We start from the raw sequence: 24,954 nt of genomic DNA, 5'->3' as shown, positions 1-24,954 counted from the left end.
GGCTTTTTTATTGCCTGCGATTCAGCGCTTGGCTTTCTTGAAGACCCTGGCGACTTTTGCGGCGCGCTGCTTGCGCACCTCTTTCGGGTCTGCCAGCAATGGCCGGTAAATCTCGATGCGATCCCCCGCCTCGACTTTTTGCTCTTCAGGGTTAGCGATTACCCGGCCAAAAATACCGAGCGGGCAGGCTTGAATATCGGCCTCGGGAAAATGCGCGGCGATCCCCGACAGTTTTACCGCTTCATTGATAGTCGCCCCCGCCGGCACCTCAACACTGAGCAGCACCTGCCGCTCGGCCAGGGCGTACACCACCTCGACCGCCAGCAGCGCTTCAGACATGGAGCTGTTTGGCACGCTGACAGAAGGCATCGACCAGGGTATTGGCCGCCTGGTTGAACAACGGCCCCAAGGTGGCGCGCACCAGCGGCCCGGCGTAATCGAACGACAGGTCGAGGCTGATCTTGCAGGCCTTCTCGCCCAATGGCTTGAATACCCAGACGCCATGCAGCTGGGTAAAAGGCCCCTCCTCAAGGTTCATTTCAATGGACTGGCCCGGCACCAGCACATTGCTGGTTACAAACTGCTGGCTCATCCCCCCCTTGGCCACTTCCAGGCGCGCGCGCATATGCGTGTCGCTTTCTTCCATCACGGTGCTGGACGAACACCAGGGCAGGAATTCCGGGTAGCGCGCTACATCATTGACCAGGTCGTACAGGGCCTGGGCGGGATATGGCAGCAGGGCCGAACGTTGAATATGGGTAGTCATCCAGGGGTCAATTCCAAAGCTGGGCGGCAAACACAACCAGAATGCCGAGGGGCGCCATAGAGCGCATCAAGTGCGCGCATTGTCCGGGATTCACGGCAATGGCTCAAGCGCACTGCTACCCCGTAGCCGACAGCGCGGCGACTGCCTATAATGCCGCCCCTATGGCTAACCAAAAGAAACATCCGACAGGGACTATCGCGCAGAATAAAAAGGCGCGTCACGATTACTTCATCGAACACAAGTTCGAGGCCGGATTGGTCCTGTCCGGTTGGGAAGTAAAAAGTCTGCGTGCCGGCAAGGCGCACCTGACCGACAGTTACGTGGTGCTCAAGGATGGCGAGGCCTGGCTGATGGGCAGCCATATCACGCCACTGACAGCCGCCAGTACTCACGTCATTGCCGACCCGACACGCACCCGCAAACTGCTGCTCAACCGTCGAGAGCTGGAACGCCTGCATGCGGCCGTCCAGCAGAAGGGCTACACCTGCGTAGCCTTGTCGATCTATTGGAGCAAGCACTTGATCAAGTGCGAAATCGCACTGGGCAAGGGCAAGAAGGAATACGACAAGCGCGATACCCAGCGCGAGCGTGATTCCGACCGCGAATTGCAGCGCGCGGTGCGTAACAAGGGCAAGGAAGACTGATTCCAGCCTGAAGCGCCTTTATCGCGGGGCAAGCCCGCCCCTACAGGAGCGGGCTTGCCCCGCGATTGCTAACGCCCGCTACGCCGTTCCGCCCGCGCCACCCGCTGAACCTCCTGGCGCACTTCGTCGAGCACCTCCTGCACATAGGTGATGTGCCGGCTGGACACTTCGCGAGCATCTTCCGCACGCCCTTCGACAATCGCCAGGTACAGCTCACGGTGCTGGCTGATGAGCATGTCGCGAGTTTCGGCGCGCTGTTTGTACATGCCGCCGATGTTGGTCACCACGTTGCGCTTGAGCAGGTCGAACAGGCCACGAATGGTGTGCAGCAGCACCGCGTTATGGCTGGCTTCGGCGATCGCCAGGTGGAAACGCGCATCGGCCGCGCCCTCCTCGGCCCGGTCCACTTCATCGGCGCGGGCGTAGCAATCCTGCAAGGTGTCGAAGGCCGCCTTGAGCCGCTGGCGATCAGGCTCGGTGGCGCGGATCGCCGCATAATAGGCGCAGGATGCCTCCAGGGTATGCCGGAATTCCAGCAAGTCGCGCTGCGCTTCAGGGTTGCTTTCGAGCAACTGCAGCAGCGGGTCACTGAAGGTCGAGCCGAGCGATTCGGCCACATAGTTGCCACCGCCCTGGCGGCTGACCAACAAGCCCTTGGCCACCAGCTTCTGGATCGCTTCGCGCAACGACGGTCGTGACACGCCGAACTGTTCGGCCAGCGCCCGCTCGGCAGGCAGGCGCTGACCGGCCGTCAAGGTGCCTTCGAGAATCATCCCTTCCAGCCGCTCGACGATATCGTCGGACAAACGGCGTTGGCGGACCTGATCAAAAACCATCACATGCTCTCCACATCCCGAGTGCGTTCGGGGCTGTCTATTCTGGCGCATCCGCGACCCGCCGACACCCATCAGTTGGCAAATTTCCCTGCCGCTCAGGCCCGTGCCCCCGCACAAATCCGACGAAAGTTTTCCTGGGACAAATTGACACAGCCGCAGCGAGGCTTTTAACCTAGCGCCTCGACATTGTAAATTGGTCTTACCAATTATCCAATGCCAGTGCTGACCAACAACAATTAGGGGCCACCCCATATGCAAACCTGGCAACAGCTTTACAGTCCGCTTGGTAGTCTTGGCCTGTCCGCGCTCGCGGCAGTCATCCCGATCGTGTTCTTCTTCCTCGCGCTGGCGGTGTTCCGCCTCAAGGGTCATGTGGCCGGCAGCATCACGCTGGGCTTGTCGATCCTGGTGGCGATCTTTGCTTTCCAGATGCCTGCCGACATGGCGCTTGCCGCCGCCGGATATGGCTTTGCCTATGGCCTGTGGCCAATTGCCTGGATCATTGTCGCCGCAGTGTTCCTCTACAAACTGACGGTCAAGAGCGGCCAGTTCGAAGTGATCCGCAGCTCGGTGCTGTCGATCACCGATGACCAGCGCCTGCAGGTGTTGCTGATCGGTTTCTGCTTCGGCGCCTTCCTCGAAGGTGCGGCAGGTTTCGGCGCACCGGTAGCCATTACCGCCGCCCTGCTGGTGGGCCTGGGCTTCAACCCGCTGTACGCCGCCGGCCTGTGCCTGATCGCCAACACTGCGCCAGTGGCCTTCGGCGCCCTGGGCATCCCGATCATCGTTGCCGGTCAGGTTACCGGTATCGATGCGTTCAAGATCGGCGCCATGACCGGTCGCCAGCTGCCACTGCTGTCGCTGTTCGTGCCGTTCTGGCTGGTGTTCATGATGGACGGCCTGCGCGGCGTCAAAGAGACCTGGCCTGCCGCCCTGGTGGCCGGCTTGAGTTTTGCCGTAACCCAGTACTTCACCTCGAACTTCATCGGCCCGGAGCTGCCGGACATCACCTCGGCCCTGGCCAGCCTGATTTCCCTGACCCTGTTCCTCAAGGTCTGGCAGCCCAAGCGCTCGTTCGCCAGCGCCACCGGCAGTGTCGGCGCTGCCGTGGTCCAGGGCGGCGGCAGCCAGCCTTCGCCCTACAGCTTCGGCGAGATCTTCAAGGCCTGGTCGCCGTTCCTGATCCTCACCGTGCTGGTCACCATCTGGACCCTCAAGCCATTCAAGGCTGCCTTCGCTGCTGGCGGTTCGATGTACAGCTGGGTGTTCAACTTCGCCATCCCGCACCTTGATCAACTGGTGATCAAGTCCGCACCGATCGTTGCCACCCCGACGGCGATCCCGGCGGTGTTCAAGCTCGACCCGATTTCCGCCACCGGTACCGCGATCTTCTTCTCGGCGCTGATCTCGATGCTGGTGCTGAAGATCAATTTCAAAACTGGTCTGACCACTTTGAAAGAGACCTTCTTCGAACTGCGCTGGCCGATCCTGTCGATCGGCATGGTCCTGGCCTTCGCCTTCGTCACCAACTACTCGGGCATGTCGTCGACCATGGCCCTGGTACTGGCCGGCACCGGCGCGGCGTTCCCGTTCTTCTCGCCGTTCCTTGGCTGGCTGGGCGTGTTCCTCACCGGTTCCGACACCTCGTCGAACGCCCTGTTCAGCTCGCTGCAGGCCACCACCGCGCACCAGATCGGGGTCAACGACACCCTGCTGGTGGCCGCCAACACCAGCGGCGGCGTGACCGGCAAGATGATTTCGCCACAGTCGATCGCCGTGGCCTGCGCCGCTACCGGCCTGGTCGGCAAAGAGTCGGACCTGTTCCGCTTCACCCTCAAGCACAGCTTGTTCTTCGCCACCATCGTCGGCCTGATCACCCTGATCCAGGCCTATTGGCTGACCGGCATGCTGGTTCACTAAAGTGTCAGGGGCCGGGCGCGTTGTGGCGCGCCCGGCAGCCGCCCCTTTAACCAACGCTGCGAGACCCCATGATCATTTCTGCCGCTACCGATTACCGCGCAGCTGCCCAACGCAAGCTGCCGCCGTTCTTGTTCCACTACGCCGACGGTGGTGCCTACGCCGAGCACACGCTGCGCCACAACGTCCAGGACCTGGCCAGCATCGCCCTGCGCCAGCGCGTATTGAAGAACATGTCCGAGCTGAGCCTCGAGACCCGATTGTTCAACGAAACCCTGAGCATGCCCGTGGCCCTGGCGCCGGTCGGCCTGACCGGCATGTACGCGCGCCGGGGCGAAGTGCAGGCTGCCCGTGCGGCAGCGGCCAAAGGCATTCCGTTCACCCTGTCGACCGTATCGGTGTGCCCGATCGAAGAAGTGGCACCCGCCATCGACCGGCCGATGTGGTTCCAGCTCTACGTGCTCAAGGATCGCGGCTTCATGCGCAACGCCCTGGAGCGCGCCAAGGCTGCTGGCGTCACCACCCTGGTGTTCACCGTGGACATGCCGGTACCCGGCGCTCGCTACCGCGATGCGCACTCCGGCATGAGCGGCCCGAATGCACCGCTGCGCCGGGTCTGGCAGGCCATGACCCACCCACAGTGGGCCGTGGATGTCGGCCTGCTGGGCAAGCCCCATGACCTGGGCAACATCTCCGCCTACCGCGGCAGCCCGACGGGCCTGGCCGACTACATCGGCTGGCTGGGTGCCAACTTCGACCCATCGATTTCCTGGAAAGACCTGGAGTGGATCCGTGAGTTCTGGGAGGGCCCGATGGTGATCAAGGGCATCCTCGACCCGCAAGACGCCAAGGACGCCGTGAAGTTTGGCGCCGACGGCATCGTCGTCTCCAACCACGGCGGCCGCCAGCTCGACGGCGTGCTGTCCAGCGCCCGCGCCTTGCCAGCAATTGCCGACGCGGTGAAAGGCGACCTGAAGATCCTCGCCGACTCGGGCATCCGCAGCGGCCTGGACGTGGTGCGCATGATTGCCCTGGGTGCCGATACCGTGCTGATCGGCCGCGCGTTCCTCTACGCCCTGGCTACCGCCGGCGAAGCCGGGGTGAAGAATCTGCTGGACCTGTTCGAAAAAGAAATGCGCGTGGCCATGGTGCTCACCGGCGCCAAATCGATCAGCGAAATCACCCGCGACTCGCTGGTCCGCGAACTGGGTGCCTGATTGCCGCACCTTCGAATCACAGCCTGATTGACCGGGGCACGCGGCGCACCAGACGCCACGGCCCCGCGAGGAGATTGCATGAGTCTGCCCGCCGCGTTCCTCGACTCGGTAGCCCGCCTGATACCCGGCGAGCGACGTTTCGACGACCCGCTCTCGACCCTGGCTTTCGGTACCGATGCCAGCTTCTACCGGCTGATCCCCAAGCTGGTGGTGCGGGTCGAGTCCGAAGATGAAGTGGTCGCCCTGCTCAAGCTGGCCCAGCGCGAGCGCGTGCCGGTCACCTTCCGCGCCGCCGGCACCAGCCTGTCCGGCCAGGCCATCAGCGATTCGGTGCTGATCGTGCTCGGCGATAACTGGAACGGCCGCGAGATTCGCCACCAGGGCCAGCAGATCCGCCTGCAACCCGGGGTGATCGGCGCCCAGGCCAACGCCTGGCTGGCCCCCTTCGGGCGCAAGATCGGCCCCGACCCGGCCTCGATCAACGCCTGCAAGATCGGCGGTATCGTCGCCAACAATGCCAGCGGCATGTGCTGCGGCACCGCGCAGAACACCTATCACACCCTGGCCGGCATGCGCCTGGTGCTGGCCGACGGCACGCGCCTGGACAGCGAAGATCCGGCCAGCGTCGCCGCCTTCGAACAAAGCCACGCTAGCTTGCTCGATGAGCTCACGCGCCTGGCTCGGGAAACCCGCGCCAACACCGAACTGGCGGCGAAGATTCGCCACAAGTACCGCCTGAAGAACACTACCGGCCTGTCGCTCAATGCCCTGATCGACTACGACCAGCCGCTGGATATCCTCAGCCACCTGCTGGTCGGCTCCGAGGGCACCCTGGGTTTTATCAGTGCGGTGACCTACGACACGGTGGTCGATCACCCGAACAAAGCCTCGGCACTGATCGTCTTCCCGGATGTGGAAACCTGCTGCAACGCCGTCACCGTGCTCAAGAGCCAGCCGGTATCGGCCGTGGAGCTACTTGACCGGCGCAGCCTGCGCTCGGTACAGGACAAGCCCGGCATGCCGGCTTTCGTCCAGCAACTGTCCGACGGCGCCTGCGCACTACTGATCGAATCGCGTGCGGCAACCCAGGCGTTGCTGCACGAGCAACTGGCGCAGATCATGGCCTCGCTGGCGGGCTTCCCGGTGGAAAAGCAGGTCGACTTTACCGAAGACGCCAAGGAGAACGCCAAGCTCTGGGCCATCCGCAAGGACACCTTCCCCGCCGTCGGCGCAGTACGCAAGACCGGCACCACGGTGATCATCGAAGACGTGACCTTCCCGGTCGAGCAACTGGCCATCGGCGTCAATCGCCTGATCGCCCTGTTCGACAAGCACCGCTACGACGAAGCCATCCTGTTCGGCCATGCCCTGGAAGGCAACCTGCACTTCGTCTTCACCCAGGGCTTTAACAGCGCCGAGGAAGTCGCGCGTTACCAGGCCTTCATGGACGATGTGGCGCAACTGGTGGCGGTGGAATTCGGTGGTTCGCTCAAGGCCGAACACGGCACCGGGCGCAACATGGCGCCCTTCGTCGAGCTGGAATGGGGCAGCGATGCCTACCGGTTGATGTGGCAGCTCAAGCGCTTGCTCGACCCCAATGGCATCCTCAACCCGGATGTGGTGCTCAGCGAAGACCCGCAGATCCACCTGAAGAACCTCAAGCCACTGCCCGCCGCCGACGAGATCGTCGACAAGTGCATCGAATGCGGGTTCTGCGAGCCGGTCTGTCCCTCCAAGGGGCTGACCCTGAGCCCGCGCCAGCGCATCGTCATGTGGCGCGATATCCAGGCAAAAAAACGTGCTGGCAGCGATACCCGCGAACTGGAGCGCGACTACCAGTACCAGGGCATCGACACCTGCGCGGCCACCGGCCTGTGCGCCCAGCGTTGCCCGGTGGGTATCAACACCGGTGAGCTGGTGAAAAAGCTGCGCGCCCAGGCGGCGGATCATGTCAAGACCGCCGACTGGCTGGCTGACAACTTCCACACCGCCCTCAGCGGTGCGCGCTTTACCCTGCAGGCGGCCAATGGCGCCCGTCGCTTGCTCGGTGCGCCGCGCCTGAGTCGCCTGAGCGCCAGCCTGAGCACGCTCAGCCATGGCCGCGTGCCGCAGTGGACGCCCGCCATGCCGCAACCGCTCAAGGCCGTGCAGTTCACCCCGGCCAGCAACGACGCGCGACCGCGGGTGGTGTACCTGGCAGCGTGCGTCTCGCGGGTGATGGGCCCGGCGGCGGCTGATCGCGAGCAGACTTCACTGCTGGACAAGACTCGCGCCCTGCTGGAAAAGGCCGGCTATCAAGTGGTGTTCCCGGACAACCAGGACAACCTGTGCTGCGGCCAGCCGTTTGCTTCCAAGGGCTACGCCGAACAAGCCGAGCACAAGCGCCAGGAGCTGATCAACGCGCTGCTCCACGCCAGCCGCGGCGGACTTGACCCGATCTACTGCGACACCAGTCCGTGCACCTTGCGCCTGGTTCAGGACCTGGCCGAAACGCGGCTGGACCTGTATGACCCGGTGCGCTTCATCCGCACCCACCTGGTCGACAAACTGGAGTTCACGCCCCAGGACGAGCCGATCGCCGTACACGTAACCTGCAGCACCCAGCACCTGGGCGAAAGCCAGGCATTGATCGACCTGGCGCGGCGTTGCAGCAAGCAGGTGGTAGTTCCCGAAGGTATTCATTGCTGCGGCTTTGCCGGCGACAAGGGCTTTACCACCCCAGAGCTCAATGCCCACTCGCTGCGCAGCCTCAGGGATGCGGTGCAGTACTGCAGCGAAGGGATCTCCACCAGCCGCACCTGCGAGATCGGTCTGTCGAACCATGGCGGGATCGATTATCACGGTCTAGTTTATCTGGTGGACCGCGTGACCCGGGCGCGAGCAATCTGAACCCTAGGCAAGCAGTGCAGTCCATCCATTTAGGCCCCTGTTTCCCGAGGCCTTTCCAGCCAAGGAGATTCACATGAAGCGTACTGCGATTTCCGGACTGTTCATTGCCGCCGCACTGCTTGCCTCCCCTGTGTTCGCGGAAGAAGACCTGTGTGCCCTAAACCTGCAGAAGATTGAAGATGCCACGGCCACCGCCGGAGCTACCTCCGAAGGTATGGACAATGCCGTGGCCGAGCATGTCAAGGACGCCAAGGCTGCCCAGGCAGCGGGCAACACGAAAGACTGCATTGCTATTACCAGCAAAACTCTGGAGCGCCTGGAGAAAACCGAGAAAGGCAGCAACGGCCAATAACCCGTCTGCCGGGCGATGTTAGGCCAGCAGTCGACGTCGCCCGACCGATGGCGTATACTCGGCCTTGAGCGTTGAAAAACGCTTACAGCTAGAGCGCAACAAATGGGGCCGATTAGGATTCGACGCCGGTAGTGAAACTCTAGGTGCATGCCGAGTTGGTAACAGAACTCGTAAATCCACTGTTGCAACTTTCTATAGTTGCCAATGACGAAAACTACGAGGGTTACGCTCTCGCTGCGTAAGCAGCCGAGCCCGCTCTCCTGGTAGCTTCGGCTCCAGCAATCACTAGGGGATGCCTGTAAACCCGAAGTGATTGTCATACAGAACAGGATCGCCGTGCAGTACGTTGTGGACGAAGCGGCTAAAACTTACACAACTCGTCCAAAGCACCCTGCCCGTCGGGCGGCTGCGGATTAACTCAATAGACACGGCTAAGCATGTAGGACCGACAGCGGATCACTGGCGGACGGGGGTTCAAATCCCCCCGGTTCCACCAAATACGCAAAACGAAAAAGGCATCTGGCGCTTGCGCCGATGCCTTTTTTGTTGCCTTCTCGAAAGCCTTGCTCAAGGACGAAGCCCATGCGCCCACTGATTACCCTGGCCCTGCTCCTGTTATGCGGTGCGCTGCAGGCCGCGCCACAGTGCGCAGACTTCCTGGGTGCATTGGGTGCGTACCCAAAGGGAATCGAGTACCTGGGCTGCCGCCAGGAACCCGAACTGCAGACCGCCCCCTTAATCGCGACCTATAGGGTCAAAGGTGCCGAAGCAGGGGCTGCCGAGGGCTATCTGCACCACGCCTTCGGCATGCCGCGCCTGCTGTTTATCTGCTGCATGTGGGATTCATTTCGCCACTTCCACCGCGCCCCACAGAGCGGCATCGGCTACGAAATCCTCATGGCTTCCGAAGAGACACCGGTCAACCAGCGCTCGCAATGGGCACGGATCGAGTTCTTCTACATCACCGTCAGCGTCGATACCCTCGAGCCCTGACCGGGTATCAGCCCTTGGCGTACTGCAGCAGCACCTCCAGCGGATGACGCAACTGGCGGTCTGCCAAGCGCTTGACCTGGCTGCGGCATGAATAGCCGGTCGCCAACGCCTCCCCCTGTTTACCCAGCTTGCCGGCCCAGGATTGCTCGAAAATGGTTCGCGAGGTGTCCTGGTTGCGCGCTTCGTGGCCATAGGTGCCGGACATGCCGCAGCAACCGGTCGCTTCGGTGAGCAGTTTCAGCCCCAAGCGCGCGAATACCTGCTCCCACTGGCGGGTACTGGCCGGCACGTTGGTTTTCTCGGTGCAGTGGGCCAGCAGACGGAAGGTTTCGCCGACGCCCGCGGCCTGTTCGGGCAGCACGTCGATCAACCATTCCTGCGGCAGCAGCACCTTCGGGCAGTCGCTCAGGCCTTCGACCTTCTGGTACTCCTGGCGGTACACCAGGGTCATGGCCGGGTCGAGGCCGACCAGTGGCACGCCGCAATCGGCCAGGGCCTTGAGCTGGTTGGCGTTGCGAATCGCCGCCTTGGCAAAGGCGCCAAGGAAGCCCTGAACATGCAAGGGTTTGCCGTTGGCGCTGTAGGGCGCGAGGAACACCTTGTGGCCAAGACGGTGGGCCAGCTCGATAAACGACGCCAGCAGCGGTGTTTCGAAGTAGCGGGTGAACGCATCCTGGACCAGCACGATGCTGCGCTCACGCTGGGCCGGGGTCAGTTCGCGCAGCGCCGGCACGCTGGCCGCGCGGACGTTGCAACGGGTCAGGGTGTTCTGCAGGTTGTAGCGGCTGATCAGCGGGCTGTCGAGCATGCCGACATGGCGCTCGAGCAGGCGGCTGACCCACTTCGACCCCATCACCGCGTTGTACAACCCTGGCGCATAGGCCATGTAGGGAATGCTGAACTCCAGCGAGCCGATCAGGTAGTCACGCAGCGGGCGCTGATAGCGACCGTGGTACAGCTCCAGGAAGCGCGAGCGAAACTCCGGCACGTTGACCTTGATCGGGCACTGCCCCGCGCAGGATTTGCACGCCAGGCAGCCGGCCATGGCTTCGTAGACTTCGTGGGAGAAATCGGCTTCGCCACGGGAGCGTGCCTGGTTGTTGCGCAGGCGTTTGGGCAGCTCCTTGAGCCACGAAGTCTTGTTCTTTGCCGCCGCCAATACATCGATGCTGGCCGCACCCTGCAGGCGCAACCATTCACGGATCAGCGAGGCGCGGCCCTTGGGCGAATGCTGGCGCTCACGGGTGGCCTTCCACGATGGGCACATGGCGTCGTTGGGGTCGAAGTTGTAGCAGGCGCCGTTGCCGTTGCAGTGCACGGCGCTGCCAAAGCTTTGCCAGACCCGCTCATCGATCTGCCGGTCAAAATCACCGCGCATTGGCGCTTCGTTGACCTTGATCAGGCCCTGCTCGCTATCGGGCGGGGTGCAGATCTTGCCGGGGTTGAGCTGGTTGTAGGGGTCGAACGCGCCCTTGAGCGACTGCAGTGCCGGGTACAGTTCACCGAAGAAATCCGGCACGTATTCCGAACGCAGGCCCTTGCCGTGCTCCCCCCAGAGCAGGCCGCCATAACGCTGGGTCAGTGCCGCCACGGCATCGGAAATCGGCTTGACCAGTGCAGCCTGGGCCGGGTCTTTCATGTCCAGCGCCGGGCGTACGTGCAACACGCCGGCGTCGACATGACCGAACATGCCATAGGCCAGGCCGTAGCTGTCGAGCAATGCGCGGAAGTCGGCGATGTAGTCGGCCAACTGCTCTGGCGGTACGGCGGTGTCTTCAACGAACGGTTGCGGACGCACTTCGCCGTCGACGTTGCCAAGCAGGCCTACCGAACGCTTGCGCATGGTGTAGACCCGGGTCACCGCCTCGGCGCCTTCGGCCAGGGTGTGGCCCAGACGCTCGACGCCGGTGTCAGCCTGCAGGTGGGCGACAAACGCCTGCACCCGCGCGTTCACTTCAGCCGGATCATCACCGCAGAACTCCACCAGGTTGATGCCCAGGGTCGGGCGCTCGGCTTCGGCGGGGAAGTACTCGGCGACGCTGTGCCAGACGATGTCCTTCATCGCCAGCATCAGTACCTTGGAGTCCACCGTCTCGATCGACAGCGGCTTGTGCGCCATCAGCGCATTGGCGTCGCGCAGGGCGTCCATGAAGCTGCTGTAACGCACGTTGACCAGCACAGCGTACTTCGGAATCGGCAGCACGTTGAGCTTGGCCTCGACCACGTAGCCCAGCGAGCCTTCGGCGCCGCACAGCACACTGTTAAGGTTGAAGCGGCCCTGCTCGTCGCGCAGGTGCGCCAGGTCGTAACCGGTCAGGCAGCGGTTGAGCTTGGGGAAGATGGTCTCGATCAGCTCGGCCTGGGTTTCCTGGATCTGCCGGGCCATGCGGTACACCTCACCGCTGCGGCCTGGTTGCGCGCAAGCCTGCTCCAGCGCCTGGTCATCGATGGGCAGGCTGTGCAGGCGCTCGCCGCCGAGCAGCACACTGTGCAGTTCAAGCACGTGATCGCGGGTCTTGCCGTAGGTGCAGCTGCCCTGGCCGCTGGCGTCGGTGTTGATCATGCCGCCGACGGTGGCGCGGTTGGAGGTCGACAGCTCCGGGGCGAAGAACAAGCCGTGGGGCTTGAGCGCGGCGTTGAGCTGGTCCTTGACCACCCCGGCCTGGACCCGCACCCAACGCTCCTCGACGTTGATCTCGAGGATGTTGTTCATGTGCCGCGACAGGTCGACGACGATGCCGTCGGTCAACGACTGGCCGTTGGTACCGGTGCCGCCACCACGGGGGGTGAGCTTGACCTGGCGAAAGCGCGGTTCGGCCATCAGCGCGGCAACCCGGGCGACGTCCTCGGCATCCAGCGGGAACACCGCCGCTTGTGGCAGGCGCTGGTAGATCGAGTTATCGGTGGCGAGCACCGTGCGGGTGGCGTAGTCGGCGCTGATCTGGCCACGGAAACCGTTGGCACGCAGGGCGGCGAGGAAATCGGAATAGTCGGCAGCAGGGGCGCTGGTCGGCAACTGGGCGATCATCAAAGGATGGCCTCTTTAATTTGGCTAATCACGGGATATCGGAACACTTGCTGGCTGAGCATAATTAGGTCAGCCTCAAGACACTGATATGCCAATGATCCCGGAGCGTGCCGCCGCGGACAACTGGATATTTCTGCCGCTATCGATGACTTTTACGAATGAATTACCGCCATCTAACGCCGTCCATGTCATTGCTGCTGGCTTTCGAAGCCGCCGCCCGGCATGAAAGCTACACCCGCGCCGCCACCGAGCTGTCGCTGACCCAGAGCGCGGTGAGCCGCCAGGTGCAGGCGCTGGAGCAGCAACTGGGCCTGACCCTGTTCCGCCGCGAAGGCCGCCAGGTGCGCCTGACTGATGTCGGTCGGCTGTATCAGCGGGAGATGAGCGAAGCCCTCGGGCGGATCCGCAGTGCTACTTTGCAGGCCATGGCTTACCAGTCTGGCGAAGGCAGCCTGCGTCTGGCGACCCTGCCGACCTTCGGCTCCAAATGGCTGCTGCCGCGCCTGCATGAGTTCTACAAGCTGCACCCGGGCATGCTGGTGCACATCAATTCACGCATCGAAGCCATCGATTTTGAAACCAGCGGCATCGACGCCGCCATTGTCGTCGGTAATGCCGACGTACCGGGGCTGGTCTGTCATCGCCTGCATGCCGAAGAGTTGCTGGTGATCCTCTCGCCGGACACCGCCGCCGGCCAGGCCGACTGGTCACCGCCGCGCCTGCGTGAGCAGTTGCTGCTCAACGTGGCCAACAACCCCAACGCCTGGGGCGAATGGTTTTCCCATCATGGCCTGGCGCACCGCAGCATGCGCCTGGGGCCCAGCTTCGAGCTGACTTCGCACCTGATCCAGGCAGTGCGCGCCGGCATCGGCATCGGCCTGGTACCGCGCATCCTGGTGGCCGACGAGCTAGCCAGCGGTGAACTGGTCAGTGCCGGTGCGCCCTTTGCCAGCCAGCGCAGCTATTATCTGATCTACCCGCCACGCAACCAGTCGCTGCCATCGCTGATGGCATTTCGCGGCTGGTTGCTGGGGCAGATCTGAGGCGCTGGCTCAGATGCTCAGGCAGATCTTGCCGAAGTGCTGGTTGCTTTCCTGATAGCGGAAGGCTTCGACGATCTGCTCCAGGTCGAAGGTCTTGTCCACGACCGGGCGCAAGCCATTGGCATCGATGGCGCGGACCATCGCCTGCTGCTGGGCACGGCTGCCCACCAGCACGCCTTGCAGGCGAATCTGCCGTACCAGGGCCTGGACCAGCGGCAGGTTGCCCGCCACGCCGGTCAGAATACCGATCAGCGACACATGCCCGCCGATACGCGCAGCGATCATTGATTGCTCGAGGGTCGCCGGGCCACCGACTTCGATCACGTGATCGACACCGCGGTTGGCGGTGAGCTGGCGCACCTTCTCGCCCCAGGCCGGAGTCTTGCGGTAGTTGATCAGGTGGTCGGCGCCGAGGGCCTTGAGGCGTTCGAGCTTGTCGTCGCTGGAGGACGTGGCGATCACCGTGGCACCGGCCAGCTTGGCGAACTGCAGGGCGAAAATCGACACGCCACCAGTACCTTGCACCAGCACGGTATCGCCTGGCTTGAGCGAGTCATCGGCCATCAGTGCGCGCCAGGCGGTGAGGCCGGCGGTGGTCAGGGTCGCCGCTTCGGCGTGGCTGTAGCCCTTGGGCGCATGGGTAAAAGAGGTAGCGCGGGCAGTCACCTGTTCGCGGGCGTAACCATCGATGCCGTCGCCCGGTACGCTGGCGAAACCTTCGACCAACGGCTGGCCGTCCAGCCAGTCTGGGAAGAAGGTGCTGACCACCGAATCGCCCACGGCGAACTCGCTCACGCCAGCACCCACTGCGGTCACCACACCGGCGCCGTCGGCCATGGGGATACGCGGCGCAGTCGGCCCCCACATGCCGCTGACCACGGCGAAGTCGTGATAGTTGAGCGAGTTGGCGTGCAGGCGCACGCTGATTTCGCCGGCTTGCGGCGCCGCAGCCTCGCGGGTGCCTACCTGCACCTTGTCGTAACCACCGCCGGTCTGGACGATAATGGCCCTGCTGGTCATGGAAACCTCCTGAGTCGATTGGGCAAATAGCTGACCAGTCTTTGCCTGCCCTGCCCCAGGTCAAGCACGAGCGCTTGCATAGTGCGCCAGCAAACCACAATAATGCGACTAATTATCAATTACTCGATATTGCCTCACCATGCCCGCTCCCGATCATGCAGCCCTGCACGCGCTCTACAGCGAACATAACGGTTGGTTGAAGAACTGGCTGCGCGCCCGCCTGGGCAATGCCAGCGATGCCGCCGACCTGGCCCAGGACACCTTTATCCGGGTTTTGAACGCGCGCAATGCAGACACCATTCGCGAGCCGCGCAGCTACCTGGGCGCCATTGCCCATGCGCTGATGATCGACAAGTTCCGCCGCAAAGCGCTCGAACAGGCCTACCTGGACGAACTGGCGTTGCGCCCGGAGCGGGTCGCCGAATCGCCGGAAAGCCGCTTGCTGATCCTCGAAACCTTGCTGGCCGTGGACCAGATGCTCGATGGCCTGGGCGAGCGCACGCGCAATATTTTCCTGGCCGTGCAGCTCGAAGGCCTGAGCTATGTGGCCACCGCTGAGCGCCTGGGAGTGTCGGTGACCACGGTGAAGAAGCACCTGATCCGCGCCATGACCCACTGCCTGCTACTGACGGACGACTGACATGGCCCAGCCGCTGGACTATCGCACCCTCGAAGCTGCCGCCACCTGGTACGTGCAGCTCAACGCCGCGCCGCCCAGCGATGCGCAGTTGCAGGCCTGGCAAGACTGGCTGGGCAAGAGCCAGGCCCATGCCCAGGCCTGGGCGCGGGTAGAAAAGCTGCAGCGTCAGTTGGGACGACTGCCGGCCGATATCGCCCTGCCGGCCCTGGCCGGTGTGCGCGCCCGGCGCCGCGCCGTACTCAAGACCCTGGCCCTGCTCATGGCCGTCGGTGCAACCGGCTGGGCCGTACGGGAAAGCACCCCGGGCCAGGCCTGGATGGCCGAGTTGCGCACCGGCAAGGGCCAGCGCCGCCAGGTACGCCTCGCCGACGGCAGCCAGCTCGAACTCAACACCGACAGCGCTGTGGATATCCGCTACGACGGCCAGCAACGCCTGCTGCGCCTTTACAGCGGTGAAATCATGGTGCAGACCGCTCGCGATAGTGCGGCTCGCCCGTTCATTGTCGAAACGGCCGAAGGCCGGGTGCGCGCCCTGGGCACGCGCTTCAACGTCCGTAGCGACAACGGCCTGAGCCGCGTCAGCGTGCTCGAGCATGCGGTTGAAGTACGCCCGCTCGACCAGCCGCTGCTGATGCTGCGCCTGGAGACCGGACAAAGCGTCAGCTTCGACCGCACGCAGATTGCTGCCGCCAGCACCGCCCTACCCGGCACCGGAGCCTGGACCCAGGGCATGCTGACCGTGATCGAATGGCGCCTGGGCGACTTCATCAGTGAACTGCGCCGCTACCGCCCCGGCGTGCTGCGCTGTGCCGAGAGCATTGCCGACCTGCGCCTGTCCGGCGCCTTTCGTATCGACGACACCGACACCGTCCTGGAAAACCTTGGCGTGTCGTTGCCGGTCAGGGTGCGTTACATGACCCGCTACTGGGTCAGCATTGAAGCAGTCTGAAGAAATTTCACACAAAGGGTTGCCGATTTTCATTCTCATTCGGCTACGCAGTTAAAGCGGCAAATTTCGACCGCCCCTCTGCCCAGCCAATCGAAGGAAATCCTGCATGACCCCGACTTGTCCGCGCACACCCCGCCCTCTGGTTCGCGCTGTCCACCTGGCGCTGTTCGGCCTGACCCTGGCGCCTTTGCCGCTGCTCGCGCTGCTGCCTGCCCAGGCCATGGCGCAGAGCGCCAGCACGCAATTCCAGATCGCCCCGGGCCCGCTGGGCACCACTCTGAGCCTGTTCGCCACCCGCGCCAACATTACCCTGTCGTTCGATGCCCGCCAGACTCAGGGCCAGCAGTCGGCCGGCCTGCAGGGCAACTATTCGGTGGAAGAAGGCCTGGCCCGTCTGCTCAGCGGTACCGGCCTGCAGGCTCAGCGTCAGTCCAACGGCGGCTACGTATTGGTGCCGGCCAACACCGGCGCAGCGATGGAACTGGGCGCCACCAGCATCAACGCCCAGGGTCTGGGTGAAACCACCGAGGGCACCCATTCCTACACCACGGCGGCGACCCGTACCGCGACCAAGCTGCCGCTGTCGATCCGCGAAACACCGCAAACCATCACCGTGGTCACCCGCCAGCAGATGGACGACCAGGGCGCCCAGAGCATTTCCGATGTACTGCGCAACACCCCCGGCGTGTCGGCGCAAACCTATGACAGCGACCGCACCGAGTTCACCAGCCGCGGCCTGGTGATCACCAACTACCAGTACGACGGCGTCAACACCGTGTATGACGGTGTGTATGGCGAAGGCACCGCCCACGTCGACATGGCCATCTACGACCGGGTGGAAGTGCTCAAGGGCGCCACCGGCCTGATGACCGGCTCCGGCGACCCGTCGGCCACGGTCAACCTGATCCGCAAAAAACCGACCGCGCAGTTCCAGGGTTCGCTGACCGGCAGTGCCGGCAGCTGGGATAACTACCGTGGCGAAGTCGATGTCTCCGGCCCGATCAACAGCAGCGGCAGCGTGCGCGGGCGCTTCGTCAGCGCCCAGCAGGACAAGAAGGGCTACCAGGACCACTACCAGCAGAGCAAAGAGGTGTACTACGGCATCCTCGAAGCCGACATCACCCCGGACACCCTGCTGACCGTCGGCATCGACCAGCAGACCACCACCCCGCGTGGCAGCTCCTGGACCGGTAACCCGGTGTATTACACCGACGGCGGCCGCACGGACTTCTCACGCTCGTTCAACCCGGGCGCCGACTGGAGCCGCCGCGACTTCCAGAACCGTACCTACTTCGCCTCGCTGGAGCAGGCGCTGGCCAACGACTGGTCGCTCAAACTCACCGTCAACCAGCTGCAAAGCGACCACGACACCCGCCTGGCCTCGGCCAGTGGCGGTGCGCCGGATCGCAATGGCGATGGCATGTCGTTCTTCTGGGGCCGCTGGGAAGGCCATCGGGTGCAGAACAGCGCCGACCTCAACCTCTCGGGCCCGTTCACCCTGTTCGGTCGCCAGCATGACCTGGTCGTCGGTCTGGACACCAACCATTCGCGCCAGACTGGCGCCACCTGGGACACCAGCGAGTTTGCCATGGTGCCCGGCAGCATCTTTGACTGGGACGGCCACATCGGCGTGCCGGACTTCCCGAAAAACGGCAAGTACGAACAGAAAAAGAGCCAGAACGGCGCCTACATCGCTACCCGCCTGCACCCGACCGACGACCTCTCGGTGATACTCGGCACCCGGGTCAGCACCTTCAAGTACGACGACAACTACGACTACGACGGCCTCAACCCGACCTTCCAGGACAGCCAGTCCGGCTACAAGCAACATGGCGTGGTCACCCCGTACGCCGGTGTCGTCTATGACCTCGACGACACCTACTCGGTGTACGCCAGCTACACCTCGATCTACCAGCCACAGAGCAACAAGGACAGCAATGGCGCGACCCTTGATCCGGTCGAAGGCGACAGCTACGAAACCGGCCTCAAGGCGGCCTACTTCGACGGCAAGCTCAACGCCAGCCTGGCGCTGTTCCGCATCGAGCAGGACAATGTCGCCGAGTCGATCGGCACCAACCCTGCGACCAACGAGGGCATCTACAAAGCCACCAGTGGCGCCACCACCCAGGGCATCGAGCTGGAAATCGCCGGCGAACTGCAGGAAGGCTGGAACCTCTCGGCAGGCTACACCTACGCACGCTCGCGCGATGCCGACGAGCAGCGCATCTATGGCTTCCCGATGAGCACCAGCAAGCCTGAGCACCTGGTGCGGATGTTCACCACCTACCGTTTGCCGGGGGTGCTGGATAAAGTGACCGTGGGCGGGGGAATCAACTGGCAGAGCGCGTTCTACGGCAAGATCTACAATCGCTCGGTGAACGACTACACCTTCATCAAGCAAGGCGGCTACACCTTGGTCGACCTGATGACCCGCTACCAGTACAACGAACAGTTGAGCTTCACAGTCAATGCCAACAACGTGTTCGACAAGCGCTACCTGAGCGGGCTGGGCAACTTCGATACCACCTACTACGGTGATCCGCGCAATGTGATGCTGACCACGCGCTGGGAGTTCTGAGTAAGGTGTGAGGGCCTCATCGCTGGCGAGCCAGCTCCCACAAGGACCGCGTGCAGCCCACCTGTGGGAGCCGGCCTTGCCAGCTATTGGTCGAGCATCACCTGCAGCGCACGACAATCCGCCGCATGCCAGTCGGCCAGTTCCGGCCAGGGATTGTCCGGCAGGTTGACCAGAATCGTCCGCGCCCCCGCCGCCCGGCCGCAATCCAGGTCAAAGCGATAATCGCCGACCATGACCATCTCGGTCGGCGCCACGTCCCAGGCTTCGGCCAGCTTCAACAAGCCACCCGGGTGTGGTTTGGGCGGTGCTTCATCACGACCGACGATGTGCTCGACGGCAAAGCAGTCAGCCAGGCCGATGGCCTCCAGAGTGATATGCGCCAGCTCACGGGCATTGCGGGTGAGGATGCCCAACCGACAACCACGCGCCGCCAGGTCGCGGACCAGCTCCACGGCGCCGGTAGCCGGGCGCGAGCCGATCGCCAGCTCACGCTCATGTTCCAGCAGCCAGGCGTGCTTGGCCGCGGCCTCGGCGGCCGGCAAAGCCGCCAGGTGGGTAAGGATGTCGTGCGTCTGCGGAATCTCCAGCGCCTCCTTGATCGCCGCAAAATCGTGCACGGCGACGGTCAGGGTACCGTCCATGTCGAACACCCAGTGGCGAATCTGCTGCAGGCTCATTGCCAATCCTTGCGATGACGAATCAGGCCTTCCTGGCACGACGAGGCCACTAGATGCCCGGCCTGGTTGTAGATATTGCCGCGGGCAAAACCACGGGCATTGCCGGCCCATGGGCTGTCCATGGCGTACAGCAGCCACTGGTCGGCGCGCAGGTTGCCGTGGAACCACAGCGCGTGGTCGAGGCTGGCAATCTGCATGTCTTTCTGCCACACCGATTTGCCATGGGGCAGCAGCGAAGTGGTCAGCAGGCCGAAGTCCGAGGCGTAGGCGAGCATGTACTTGTGCAGCGCCGGCACATCCGGCAGGTTGCCATCGGCGCGGAACCAGACGTACTTCACCGGCTCGCCCGGCTTGGGGTTGAACGGGTCCTCGGCGGTCACCGGGCGCATTTCGATCGGCTTGGCGCAGAGCATCTTGTCGCGGATGGCTTCAGGCAGGCGATCGGCCATGCCCTTGGCCAGCTCGACTTCCGACGGCAGGTTCTCCGGGCCGACCACATTGGGCATCTGGCTCTGGTGCTCGAAACCTTCTTCGTCGTACTGGAACGAGGCGCTGCAGGTGAAGATGGTCTTGCCCTTCTGGATCGCGGTCACCCGCCGGGTGCTGAAACTGCCGCCATCGCGCACGCGGTCGACCGAATAGACCACCGGCATGCTGGCATCGCCCGGGCGCAGGAAGTAACCGTGCAGCGAGTGCACATGACGCGCCTCTTCGACCGTCTGGCTGGCCGCCGACAGCGACTGGCCCAGTACCTGTCCACCGTACAGCTGCCGAAAGCCCAGGTCCTGGCTTCGCCCGCGGAACAGGTTTTCCTCGATCGATTCCAGGCTCAACAGGTCAACCAGATCGTCCAACACGTGGCTCATTCAAGATTCTCCAAGGCAATGCGCAACTGCTGCAAATAATACAGGGTTTGTCATTGCCAGCCCGTATGTTCTGCAATTCAGCCGCGCAGGGTAGCTTGCCACTGGGCGCGGTCGATGCGGTACAGCACGTGCGGGCGCAGGGGGTGGCCAGGCTCTAGCTTGGGGTGTTCGAAGCTGCCTGCCAGGTCCTGCTGCATGCCGATGGCCTGCATGACTTTCTGCGACGCCAGGTTGCTTTGCGTGGTGAACGACACCACCTGCTCCAGGCCCAGTTGAGCGAAGGCGCAGCGCAGGCTGGTCCAGGCTGCTTCACTGGCAAACCCCAGCCCCCAGTGACGCCGGGCCAGGCGCCAGCCGATCTCCACCGCTGGGGCGAAGTCGGCGTCAAAACTAACATTGAGCAGGCCGGTCATGCCGATGAAAGCGCCGGTATCCTTGCGTTCCAGGGCCCATAGGCCATAGCCGTATTCATTGAAGTGACCGCGGATCCGGCCGATCAGCGCGGCGCTCTCGACCCGGGTCAACGGCGCAGGAAAGTAGCGCATGACCATAGGGTCGGCGCACATGGCGGCGAACTCGGCGAGGTCGTCATCCTGCCATTGGCGCAACTGCAGCCGCGCGCTTTCAAGTTGCAGTATCGGGGTCATGCTCGGCTCCTTATCCACAGCCTGCAGTTTACAGCGTAGGCTGTTCATCGGCTGCTGGCGCTTCAGTGCTGGTAGCACAACAAGGCAAGGAGCTGGCAAGATCGATTCCTGCTCTGACCAAGACCCTGCCATGCCCCTGCCGCTGATCTATCACGACGACTACAGCCCGGCGTTCCCCGCCGAGCACCGCTTTCCGATGGACAAGTTCCGCCTGTTGCGCGATCACCTGGTCGCCAGCGGCCTGACCACGGATGCGGCGCTGCTACGCCCGGAAATCTGCCCCAACGATATCCTCGCCCTGGCCCACGACCGCGCCTACATCGAGCGCTACATGCATGGCGAGCTGTCGCGTGAAGACCAGCGCCGCCTCGGCCTGCCCTGGAGCGAAGCCCTGGCGCGGCGTACCGTGCGTGCGGTCGGCGGCTCGCTGCTGGCCGCCGAGCAGGCGCTGGAGCACGGCATCGCCTGCCATTTGGCGGGAGGTACCCATCATGCCCATTACGATCACCCGGCCGGTTTCTGCATCTTCAATGACCTGGCAGTGATCAGCCATTACCTGCTGGAAGCCGGGCGGGTGCACAAGGTGCTGATCTTCGATTGCGACGTGCACCAGGGCGACGGTACCGCGCGCATCCTCCACGACACCGCGGATGCCATCACCGTGTCGCTGCATTGCGAGCAGAACTTCCCGGCGCGCAAGGCTGAAAGCGACTGGGACATTCCGCTGCCGCGCGGCATGGGTGACCAGGCTTACCTGAAGGTGGTGGATGACGCGCTCAACTACCTGCTGCCGCTGTATCGCCCTGACCTGGTGCTGTACGACGCCGGCGTCGACGTGCACAAGGACGACGCCCTGGGGTATCTGCAACTCACCGATGAAGGCGTCGCCGCGCGTGACGAAAGCGTGCTGCGCCACTGCCTGGGGCGTGACATCCCGGTGGTCGGCGTGATTGGCGGAGGCTACAGCAAGGACCGCGAGGCCCTCGCCCGCCGTCACGGGATACTGCACCACAGCGCCAGTCGCGTGCTGGGTTACTCACAATGACTGTGGAACCGCCTGTGGATAACCTGCTGGAAACCCCCTCAAGGCCTTTAACCACCTGGCCTTGAGGCTGCTGTTCATTTTTTGATCAGTGTTTCCGGGCGGCCCGCTAAGGTAGAATGCCGGCTCTTTTTCCCAGCTTGCAGCCGACCATGACCGACACCCGCCCCACCGACCGCCCACACGTTGCCATTATCGGAGGCGGGCCGGCCGGGTTGATGGCCGCCGAAGTGCTGAGCCAGGCCGGGGTCGCCGTCGAGCTGTACGACGCCATGCCCTCGGTGGGCCGCAAGTTCCTCCTGGCCGGGGTCGGTGGCATGAACATCACCCATTCCGAGCCTTACCCGGCGTTCATCGCCCGCTATGCCGAACGCACGAATGAAGTTGCCCGCCTGCTCGAAGGCTTCGATGCCGACGTGCTGCGCCAGTGGATTCACGACCTGGGTATCGAAACCTTCGTCGGCAGTTCCGGCCGGGTCTTCCCCCGCGACATGAAAGCCGCGCCGCTGCTACGCGCCTGGCTCAAGCGCCTGCGCGACGCCGGAGTAGTTATCCACACCCGCCATCGCTGGCTGGGCTGGAACGCCGAAGGAGCCTTGCGGATCGCTTATCCACAGGGCGAACTGGCGCTCAAGCCGACGGCCACCGTGCTGGCGCTGGGCGGCGGCAGCTGGGCGCGGTTGGGCTCGGATGCAGCCTGGCTGCCCTGGCTGCAAGCGCAAGGCGTGCAGATTGCGCCGTTGCAGGCGGCCAACAGTGGCTTCGAGGTCGAGGGCTGGAGCGCTGTGCTCAAAGACAAGTTTGCCGGCGCGCCGCTGAAGAATATCGCCCTGAGCCTTGCAGGCCATGCACCGCGCCTGGGAGAGTGCGTGCTCACCGCACAAGGGCTGGAAGGCAGCCTGGTATACGCCTGGTCGGCGCAGATTCGCGAGGCGATCAACCGCGATGGCAGCGCCAGGGTACTGATCGACCTGCTGCCCAACCGGCCTGTGGATAAAATCCAGCAGGCCCTGGCCAAGCCGCGGGGTTCACGCTCGATGGCCAAGCATCTGCACAGTCAACTGGGGCTGGACGGGGTCAAGGCAGCGCTGTTGCGCGAGCAGACCGATCAGCAGACCTTTGCCGAACCGGCGTTGCTGGCGCAAGCGATCAAGGCCTTGCCGGTCACCCTGGTGCGCACTCGCCCGCTGGATGAAGCGATCAGCAGTGCCGGTGGGGTGACCTTCGAAGCGCTGGATGAACGCTTGATGCTCAAGCAGATGCCCGGCGTGTTCTGTGCCGGCGAGATGCTCGACTGGGAGGCGCCGACGGGCGGCTATCTGCTGACGGCCTGTTTTGCCAGTGGGCGCAAGGCGGGGTTGGGGTTGCTGGAGTGGCTCAAGGCCTAAGGGAAGGCTTCGCCTTCCATCGCCGGCAAGTCCGGCTCCCACAGGTTATCGCTGCCCTCTGTAGGAGCGGGCTTGACCCGCGATGGCGTACTCAAGGCTTGCGCTTGCGCGGCCCGGTGTTGAAAGTCGGCACCTTGCGCACCGGCTTGGCCTGCGGCGCCGCCGCTGGCGTTTCAGCGCTGTCCAGCCAACGCCCGAGGCTGCGTTTGCTGCTGTTCTCCTTGGGCTTCTTCGGCTTTTTCGGCTTCTTCAGCACCTGGCCATTGGCGTCGGTCATCGGCACCTTGTGGTCCGGAGTGAAGTCCGGCTCTTCATGGCGCGGCAAGGTCTTGCGGGTCAGGGTTTCAATCGCCGACAGCAGTTGAACCTCGTCGGCACACACCAGCGAAATCGCCTCACCACTGTTGCCCTTGCGCCCGGTACGGCCGATGCGGTGGATGTAATCCTCGGCCACGATCGGCAGGTCGAAGTTGACCACCAGCGGCAGGTCGTCGATATCCAGCCCGCGCGCCGCCACATCGGTGGCTACCAGAATCTGGATCTCGCGCGCCTTGAAGCTGTCCAGTGCACGCTGGCGAGTGGCCTGAGGCTTGTCGCCGTGGATACCGTCGGCGTTGACACCCTGGCCACGCAGGCGCTCGACCAACTGGTCAACGCCATTACGGGTTTTGGCAAACACCAGCACCTGCTTCCAGCGCTGTTTGCGCATCAGGTGGCTGAACAGCTCTGGCTTGCGCTTCTTGTCCACCGGCACGATCCACTGCTTAACGGTGCTGGCGGTGACGTTGCGCGGGCTGACTTCAATGCTCAACGGATCATTGAGGGTTTGTGCGGCCAGTTGGCGGATCTCGTCGGAGAAAGTTGCCGAGAACAGCAGGGTTTGCCGGCGTGCCGGCAAGGCGGCGTACACCGCGCGCAGCTCTTCGGCAAAACCGAGGTCGAGCATGCGGTCCGCTTCATCGAGCACCAGCGCCTGCAGCTGGTTGAACTTCACCGCGTTCTGGCGGAACAGGTCGAGCAAACGGCCGGGGGTGGCCACCAGCAGGTCGATACCCTTGCGCAGCTTCATCATCTGCGGGTTGATGCTGACGCCGCCGTACACCGCGTAGGTACTCAGTGGCAGGTGCTCGGCGTAGTCGCGAATGTTGGCGTGTACCTGTTCGGCCAGTTCGCGGGTCGGCACCAGCACCAGCGCGCGTACCGAGTTGCTGGCGACCTTGGCCCCTTCCAGGGTCAGGCGCTGCAACAGCGGCAGGGCAAAACCTGCGGTCTTGCCGGTGCCGGTCTGGGCGGCGGCCATCAGGTCGCGGCCGGCCAGTACGGCAGGAATGGCCTGGGCCTGGACCGGGGTCGGGGTGTTGTAGTCCAGGCGCTCGAGCGCGCGCAGCAAGGGTTCGATCAGGCCGAGTTTGGCGAAAGTCATGGCAATACCGTCAGGGGAATTCAGCAATGGCGGCAGTTT

21 protein-coding genes and 1 other RNA gene are annotated in these 24,954 nt (G+C 63.7%); 13 read left to right on the top strand and 9 right to left on the bottom strand.

Features of this window, described 5'->3' with window-relative positions; all coding sequences use genetic code 11:
• Nucleotides 1–21: 21 nt before the first annotated feature.
• Together JV241A_RS03035 and JV241A_RS03030 are read right to left on the bottom strand one after the other, a co-directional pair.
• Nucleotides 22–339 carry an RnfH family protein gene (locus JV241A_RS03035; protein ID WP_115085220.1) on the bottom strand — a complete coding sequence of 106 codons (318 nt, stop codon included), beginning with the start codon at nucleotides 337–339 and terminating at the stop codon, nucleotides 22–24.
• On the bottom strand, nucleotides 332–766 hold the full coding sequence (locus JV241A_RS03030) for a type II toxin-antitoxin system RatA family toxin (RefSeq protein WP_010222960.1): 435 nt from the start codon (nucleotides 764–766) through the stop codon (nucleotides 332–334). The genes JV241A_RS03035 and JV241A_RS03030 overlap by 8 nt, the downstream gene beginning before the upstream one ends.
• Before the next feature lie 161 nt (nucleotides 767–927).
• On the opposite strand from JV241A_RS03030, the gene smpB reads away from it, so the two are divergent.
• Nucleotides 928–1,410, top strand: a complete 483-nt coding sequence (gene smpB, locus JV241A_RS03025; RefSeq protein ID WP_010222959.1) for an SsrA-binding protein SmpB — start codon at nucleotides 928–930, stop codon at nucleotides 1,408–1,410.
• 68 nt (nucleotides 1,411–1,478) lie between these two features.
• Here smpB and JV241A_RS03020 read toward each other — a convergent pair whose 3' ends face one another.
• Nucleotides 1,479–2,246: a GntR family transcriptional regulator gene (locus JV241A_RS03020; protein WP_115085219.1), complete on the bottom strand. Its 768-nt coding sequence runs from the start codon at nucleotides 2,244–2,246 to the stop codon at nucleotides 1,479–1,481.
• Nucleotides 2,247–2,498: 252 nt separating this feature from the next.
• Here JV241A_RS03020 and JV241A_RS03015 point away from each other — a divergent pair, with 252 nt between their 5' ends.
• From JV241A_RS03015 to JV241A_RS02990, 6 genes are all read left to right on the top strand, one after another.
• Nucleotides 2,499–4,166, top strand: a complete 1,668-nt coding sequence (locus JV241A_RS03015; protein ID WP_010222957.1) for a lactate permease LctP family transporter — start codon at nucleotides 2,499–2,501, stop codon at nucleotides 4,164–4,166.
• 68 nt (nucleotides 4,167–4,234) lie between these two features.
• On the top strand, nucleotides 4,235–5,380 hold the full coding sequence (gene lldD, locus JV241A_RS03010) for an FMN-dependent L-lactate dehydrogenase LldD (protein WP_134061339.1): 1,146 nt from the start codon (nucleotides 4,235–4,237) through the stop codon (nucleotides 5,378–5,380).
• A 78-nt stretch (nucleotides 5,381–5,458) separates the two neighbouring features.
• Nucleotides 5,459–8,269 (top strand): FAD-binding and (Fe-S)-binding domain-containing protein, encoded by a 2,811-nt coding sequence (locus tag JV241A_RS03005; RefSeq protein ID WP_134061338.1) that lies wholly within the window; start codon nucleotides 5,459–5,461, stop codon nucleotides 8,267–8,269.
• 73 nt (nucleotides 8,270–8,342) lie between these two features.
• On the top strand, nucleotides 8,343–8,621 hold the full coding sequence (locus JV241A_RS03000) for a hypothetical protein (protein ID WP_045199770.1): 279 nt from the start codon (nucleotides 8,343–8,345) through the stop codon (nucleotides 8,619–8,621).
• A gap of 104 nt (nucleotides 8,622–8,725) precedes the next feature.
• Nucleotides 8,726–9,117, top strand: a transfer-messenger RNA (tmRNA) gene (ssrA, locus tag JV241A_RS02995).
• A gap of 86 nt (nucleotides 9,118–9,203) precedes the next feature.
• A complete protein-coding gene (locus tag JV241A_RS02990) occupies nucleotides 9,204–9,614 on the top strand; it encodes a DUF4952 domain-containing protein (protein ID WP_134061337.1) in 411 nt (136 codons plus the stop codon).
• 7 nt (nucleotides 9,615–9,621) lie between these two features.
• On the opposite strand, the gene JV241A_RS02985 is transcribed toward JV241A_RS02990, so the two are convergent.
• Entirely contained in the window at nucleotides 9,622–12,642 is a 3,021-nt protein-coding gene (locus JV241A_RS02985; protein ID WP_115085202.1) for an FAD-binding and (Fe-S)-binding domain-containing protein, read from the bottom strand.
• Nucleotides 12,643–12,800: 158 nt separating this feature from the next.
• Here JV241A_RS02985 and JV241A_RS02980 point away from each other — a divergent pair, with 158 nt between their 5' ends.
• A complete protein-coding gene (locus tag JV241A_RS02980) occupies nucleotides 12,801–13,685 on the top strand; it encodes a LysR substrate-binding domain-containing protein (RefSeq protein WP_134061336.1) in 885 nt (294 codons plus the stop codon).
• Nucleotides 13,686–13,694: 9 nt separating this feature from the next.
• Here JV241A_RS02980 and JV241A_RS02975 read toward each other — a convergent pair whose 3' ends face one another.
• A complete protein-coding gene (locus JV241A_RS02975; protein WP_115085200.1) occupies nucleotides 13,695–14,705 on the bottom strand; it encodes an NAD(P)-dependent alcohol dehydrogenase in 1,011 nt (336 codons plus the stop codon).
• Nucleotides 14,706–14,844: 139 nt separating this feature from the next.
• Between JV241A_RS02975 and JV241A_RS02970 the strand changes: the two genes are divergently transcribed.
• The 3 genes from JV241A_RS02970 (at nucleotide 14,845) to JV241A_RS02960 (ending at nucleotide 18,872) form a co-directional block, all read left to right on the top strand.
• Nucleotides 14,845–15,345 (top strand): sigma-70 family RNA polymerase sigma factor, encoded by a 501-nt coding sequence (locus tag JV241A_RS02970; protein WP_115085199.1) that lies wholly within the window; start codon nucleotides 14,845–14,847, stop codon nucleotides 15,343–15,345.
• Between the two features lies 1 nt (nucleotide 15,346).
• Nucleotides 15,347–16,294: a FecR domain-containing protein gene (locus tag JV241A_RS02965; protein WP_134061335.1), complete on the top strand. Its 948-nt coding sequence runs from the start codon at nucleotides 15,347–15,349 to the stop codon at nucleotides 16,292–16,294.
• A gap of 106 nt (nucleotides 16,295–16,400) precedes the next feature.
• Nucleotides 16,401–18,872 carry a TonB-dependent receptor gene (locus JV241A_RS02960; RefSeq protein ID WP_134061334.1) on the top strand — a complete coding sequence of 824 codons (2,472 nt, stop codon included), beginning with the start codon at nucleotides 16,401–16,403 and terminating at the stop codon, nucleotides 18,870–18,872.
• Between the two features lie 83 nt (nucleotides 18,873–18,955).
• Here JV241A_RS02960 and JV241A_RS02955 read toward each other — a convergent pair whose 3' ends face one another.
• The 3 genes from JV241A_RS02955 to JV241A_RS02945 all read right to left on the bottom strand — a co-directional run bounded on the left by JV241A_RS02955 (nucleotide 18,956) and on the right by JV241A_RS02945 (nucleotide 21,062).
• Nucleotides 18,956–19,549 (bottom strand): HAD family hydrolase, encoded by a 594-nt coding sequence (locus tag JV241A_RS02955; RefSeq protein WP_115085196.1) that lies wholly within the window; start codon nucleotides 19,547–19,549, stop codon nucleotides 18,956–18,958.
• Nucleotides 19,546–20,415, bottom strand: a complete 870-nt coding sequence (tesB, locus tag JV241A_RS02950; RefSeq protein WP_115085195.1) for an acyl-CoA thioesterase II — start codon at nucleotides 20,413–20,415, stop codon at nucleotides 19,546–19,548. Before tesB ends, JV241A_RS02955 begins: the two co-directional genes overlap by 4 nt.
• A 77-nt stretch (nucleotides 20,416–20,492) precedes the next feature.
• A complete protein-coding gene (locus tag JV241A_RS02945; protein ID WP_115085194.1) occupies nucleotides 20,493–21,062 on the bottom strand; it encodes a GNAT family N-acetyltransferase in 570 nt (189 codons plus the stop codon).
• A 130-nt stretch (nucleotides 21,063–21,192) separates the two neighbouring features.
• Here JV241A_RS02945 and JV241A_RS02940 point away from each other — a divergent pair, with 130 nt between their 5' ends.
• Both JV241A_RS02940 and JV241A_RS02935 read left to right on the top strand, forming a co-directional pair.
• The gene (locus JV241A_RS02940) at nucleotides 21,193–22,107 is read left to right on the top strand and encodes a histone deacetylase (protein ID WP_134061333.1); all 915 of its coding nucleotides are present in this window, start codon (nucleotides 21,193–21,195) and stop codon (nucleotides 22,105–22,107) included.
• A 149-nt stretch (nucleotides 22,108–22,256) separates the two neighbouring features.
• Nucleotides 22,257–23,492: a TIGR03862 family flavoprotein gene (locus JV241A_RS02935; RefSeq protein ID WP_134061332.1), complete on the top strand. Its 1,236-nt coding sequence runs from the start codon at nucleotides 22,257–22,259 to the stop codon at nucleotides 23,490–23,492.
• Between the two features lie 91 nt (nucleotides 23,493–23,583).
• On the opposite strand, the gene JV241A_RS02930 is transcribed toward JV241A_RS02935, so the two are convergent.
• Nucleotides 23,584–24,915 carry a DEAD/DEAH box helicase gene (locus tag JV241A_RS02930; protein WP_115085192.1) on the bottom strand — a complete coding sequence of 444 codons (1,332 nt, stop codon included), beginning with the start codon at nucleotides 24,913–24,915 and terminating at the stop codon, nucleotides 23,584–23,586.
• Nucleotides 24,916–24,954 lie beyond the last annotated feature (39 nt).

The sequence above is a fragment of the Pseudomonas sp. JV241A genome, from assembly GCF_900275665.1.
Lineage (GTDB): Bacteria > Pseudomonadota > Gammaproteobacteria > Pseudomonadales > Pseudomonadaceae > Aquipseudomonas > Aquipseudomonas wadenswilerensis.
Note: the sequence above shows the minus strand (reverse complement) of the source record. Positions and strands in the feature narration are given on the sequence as shown.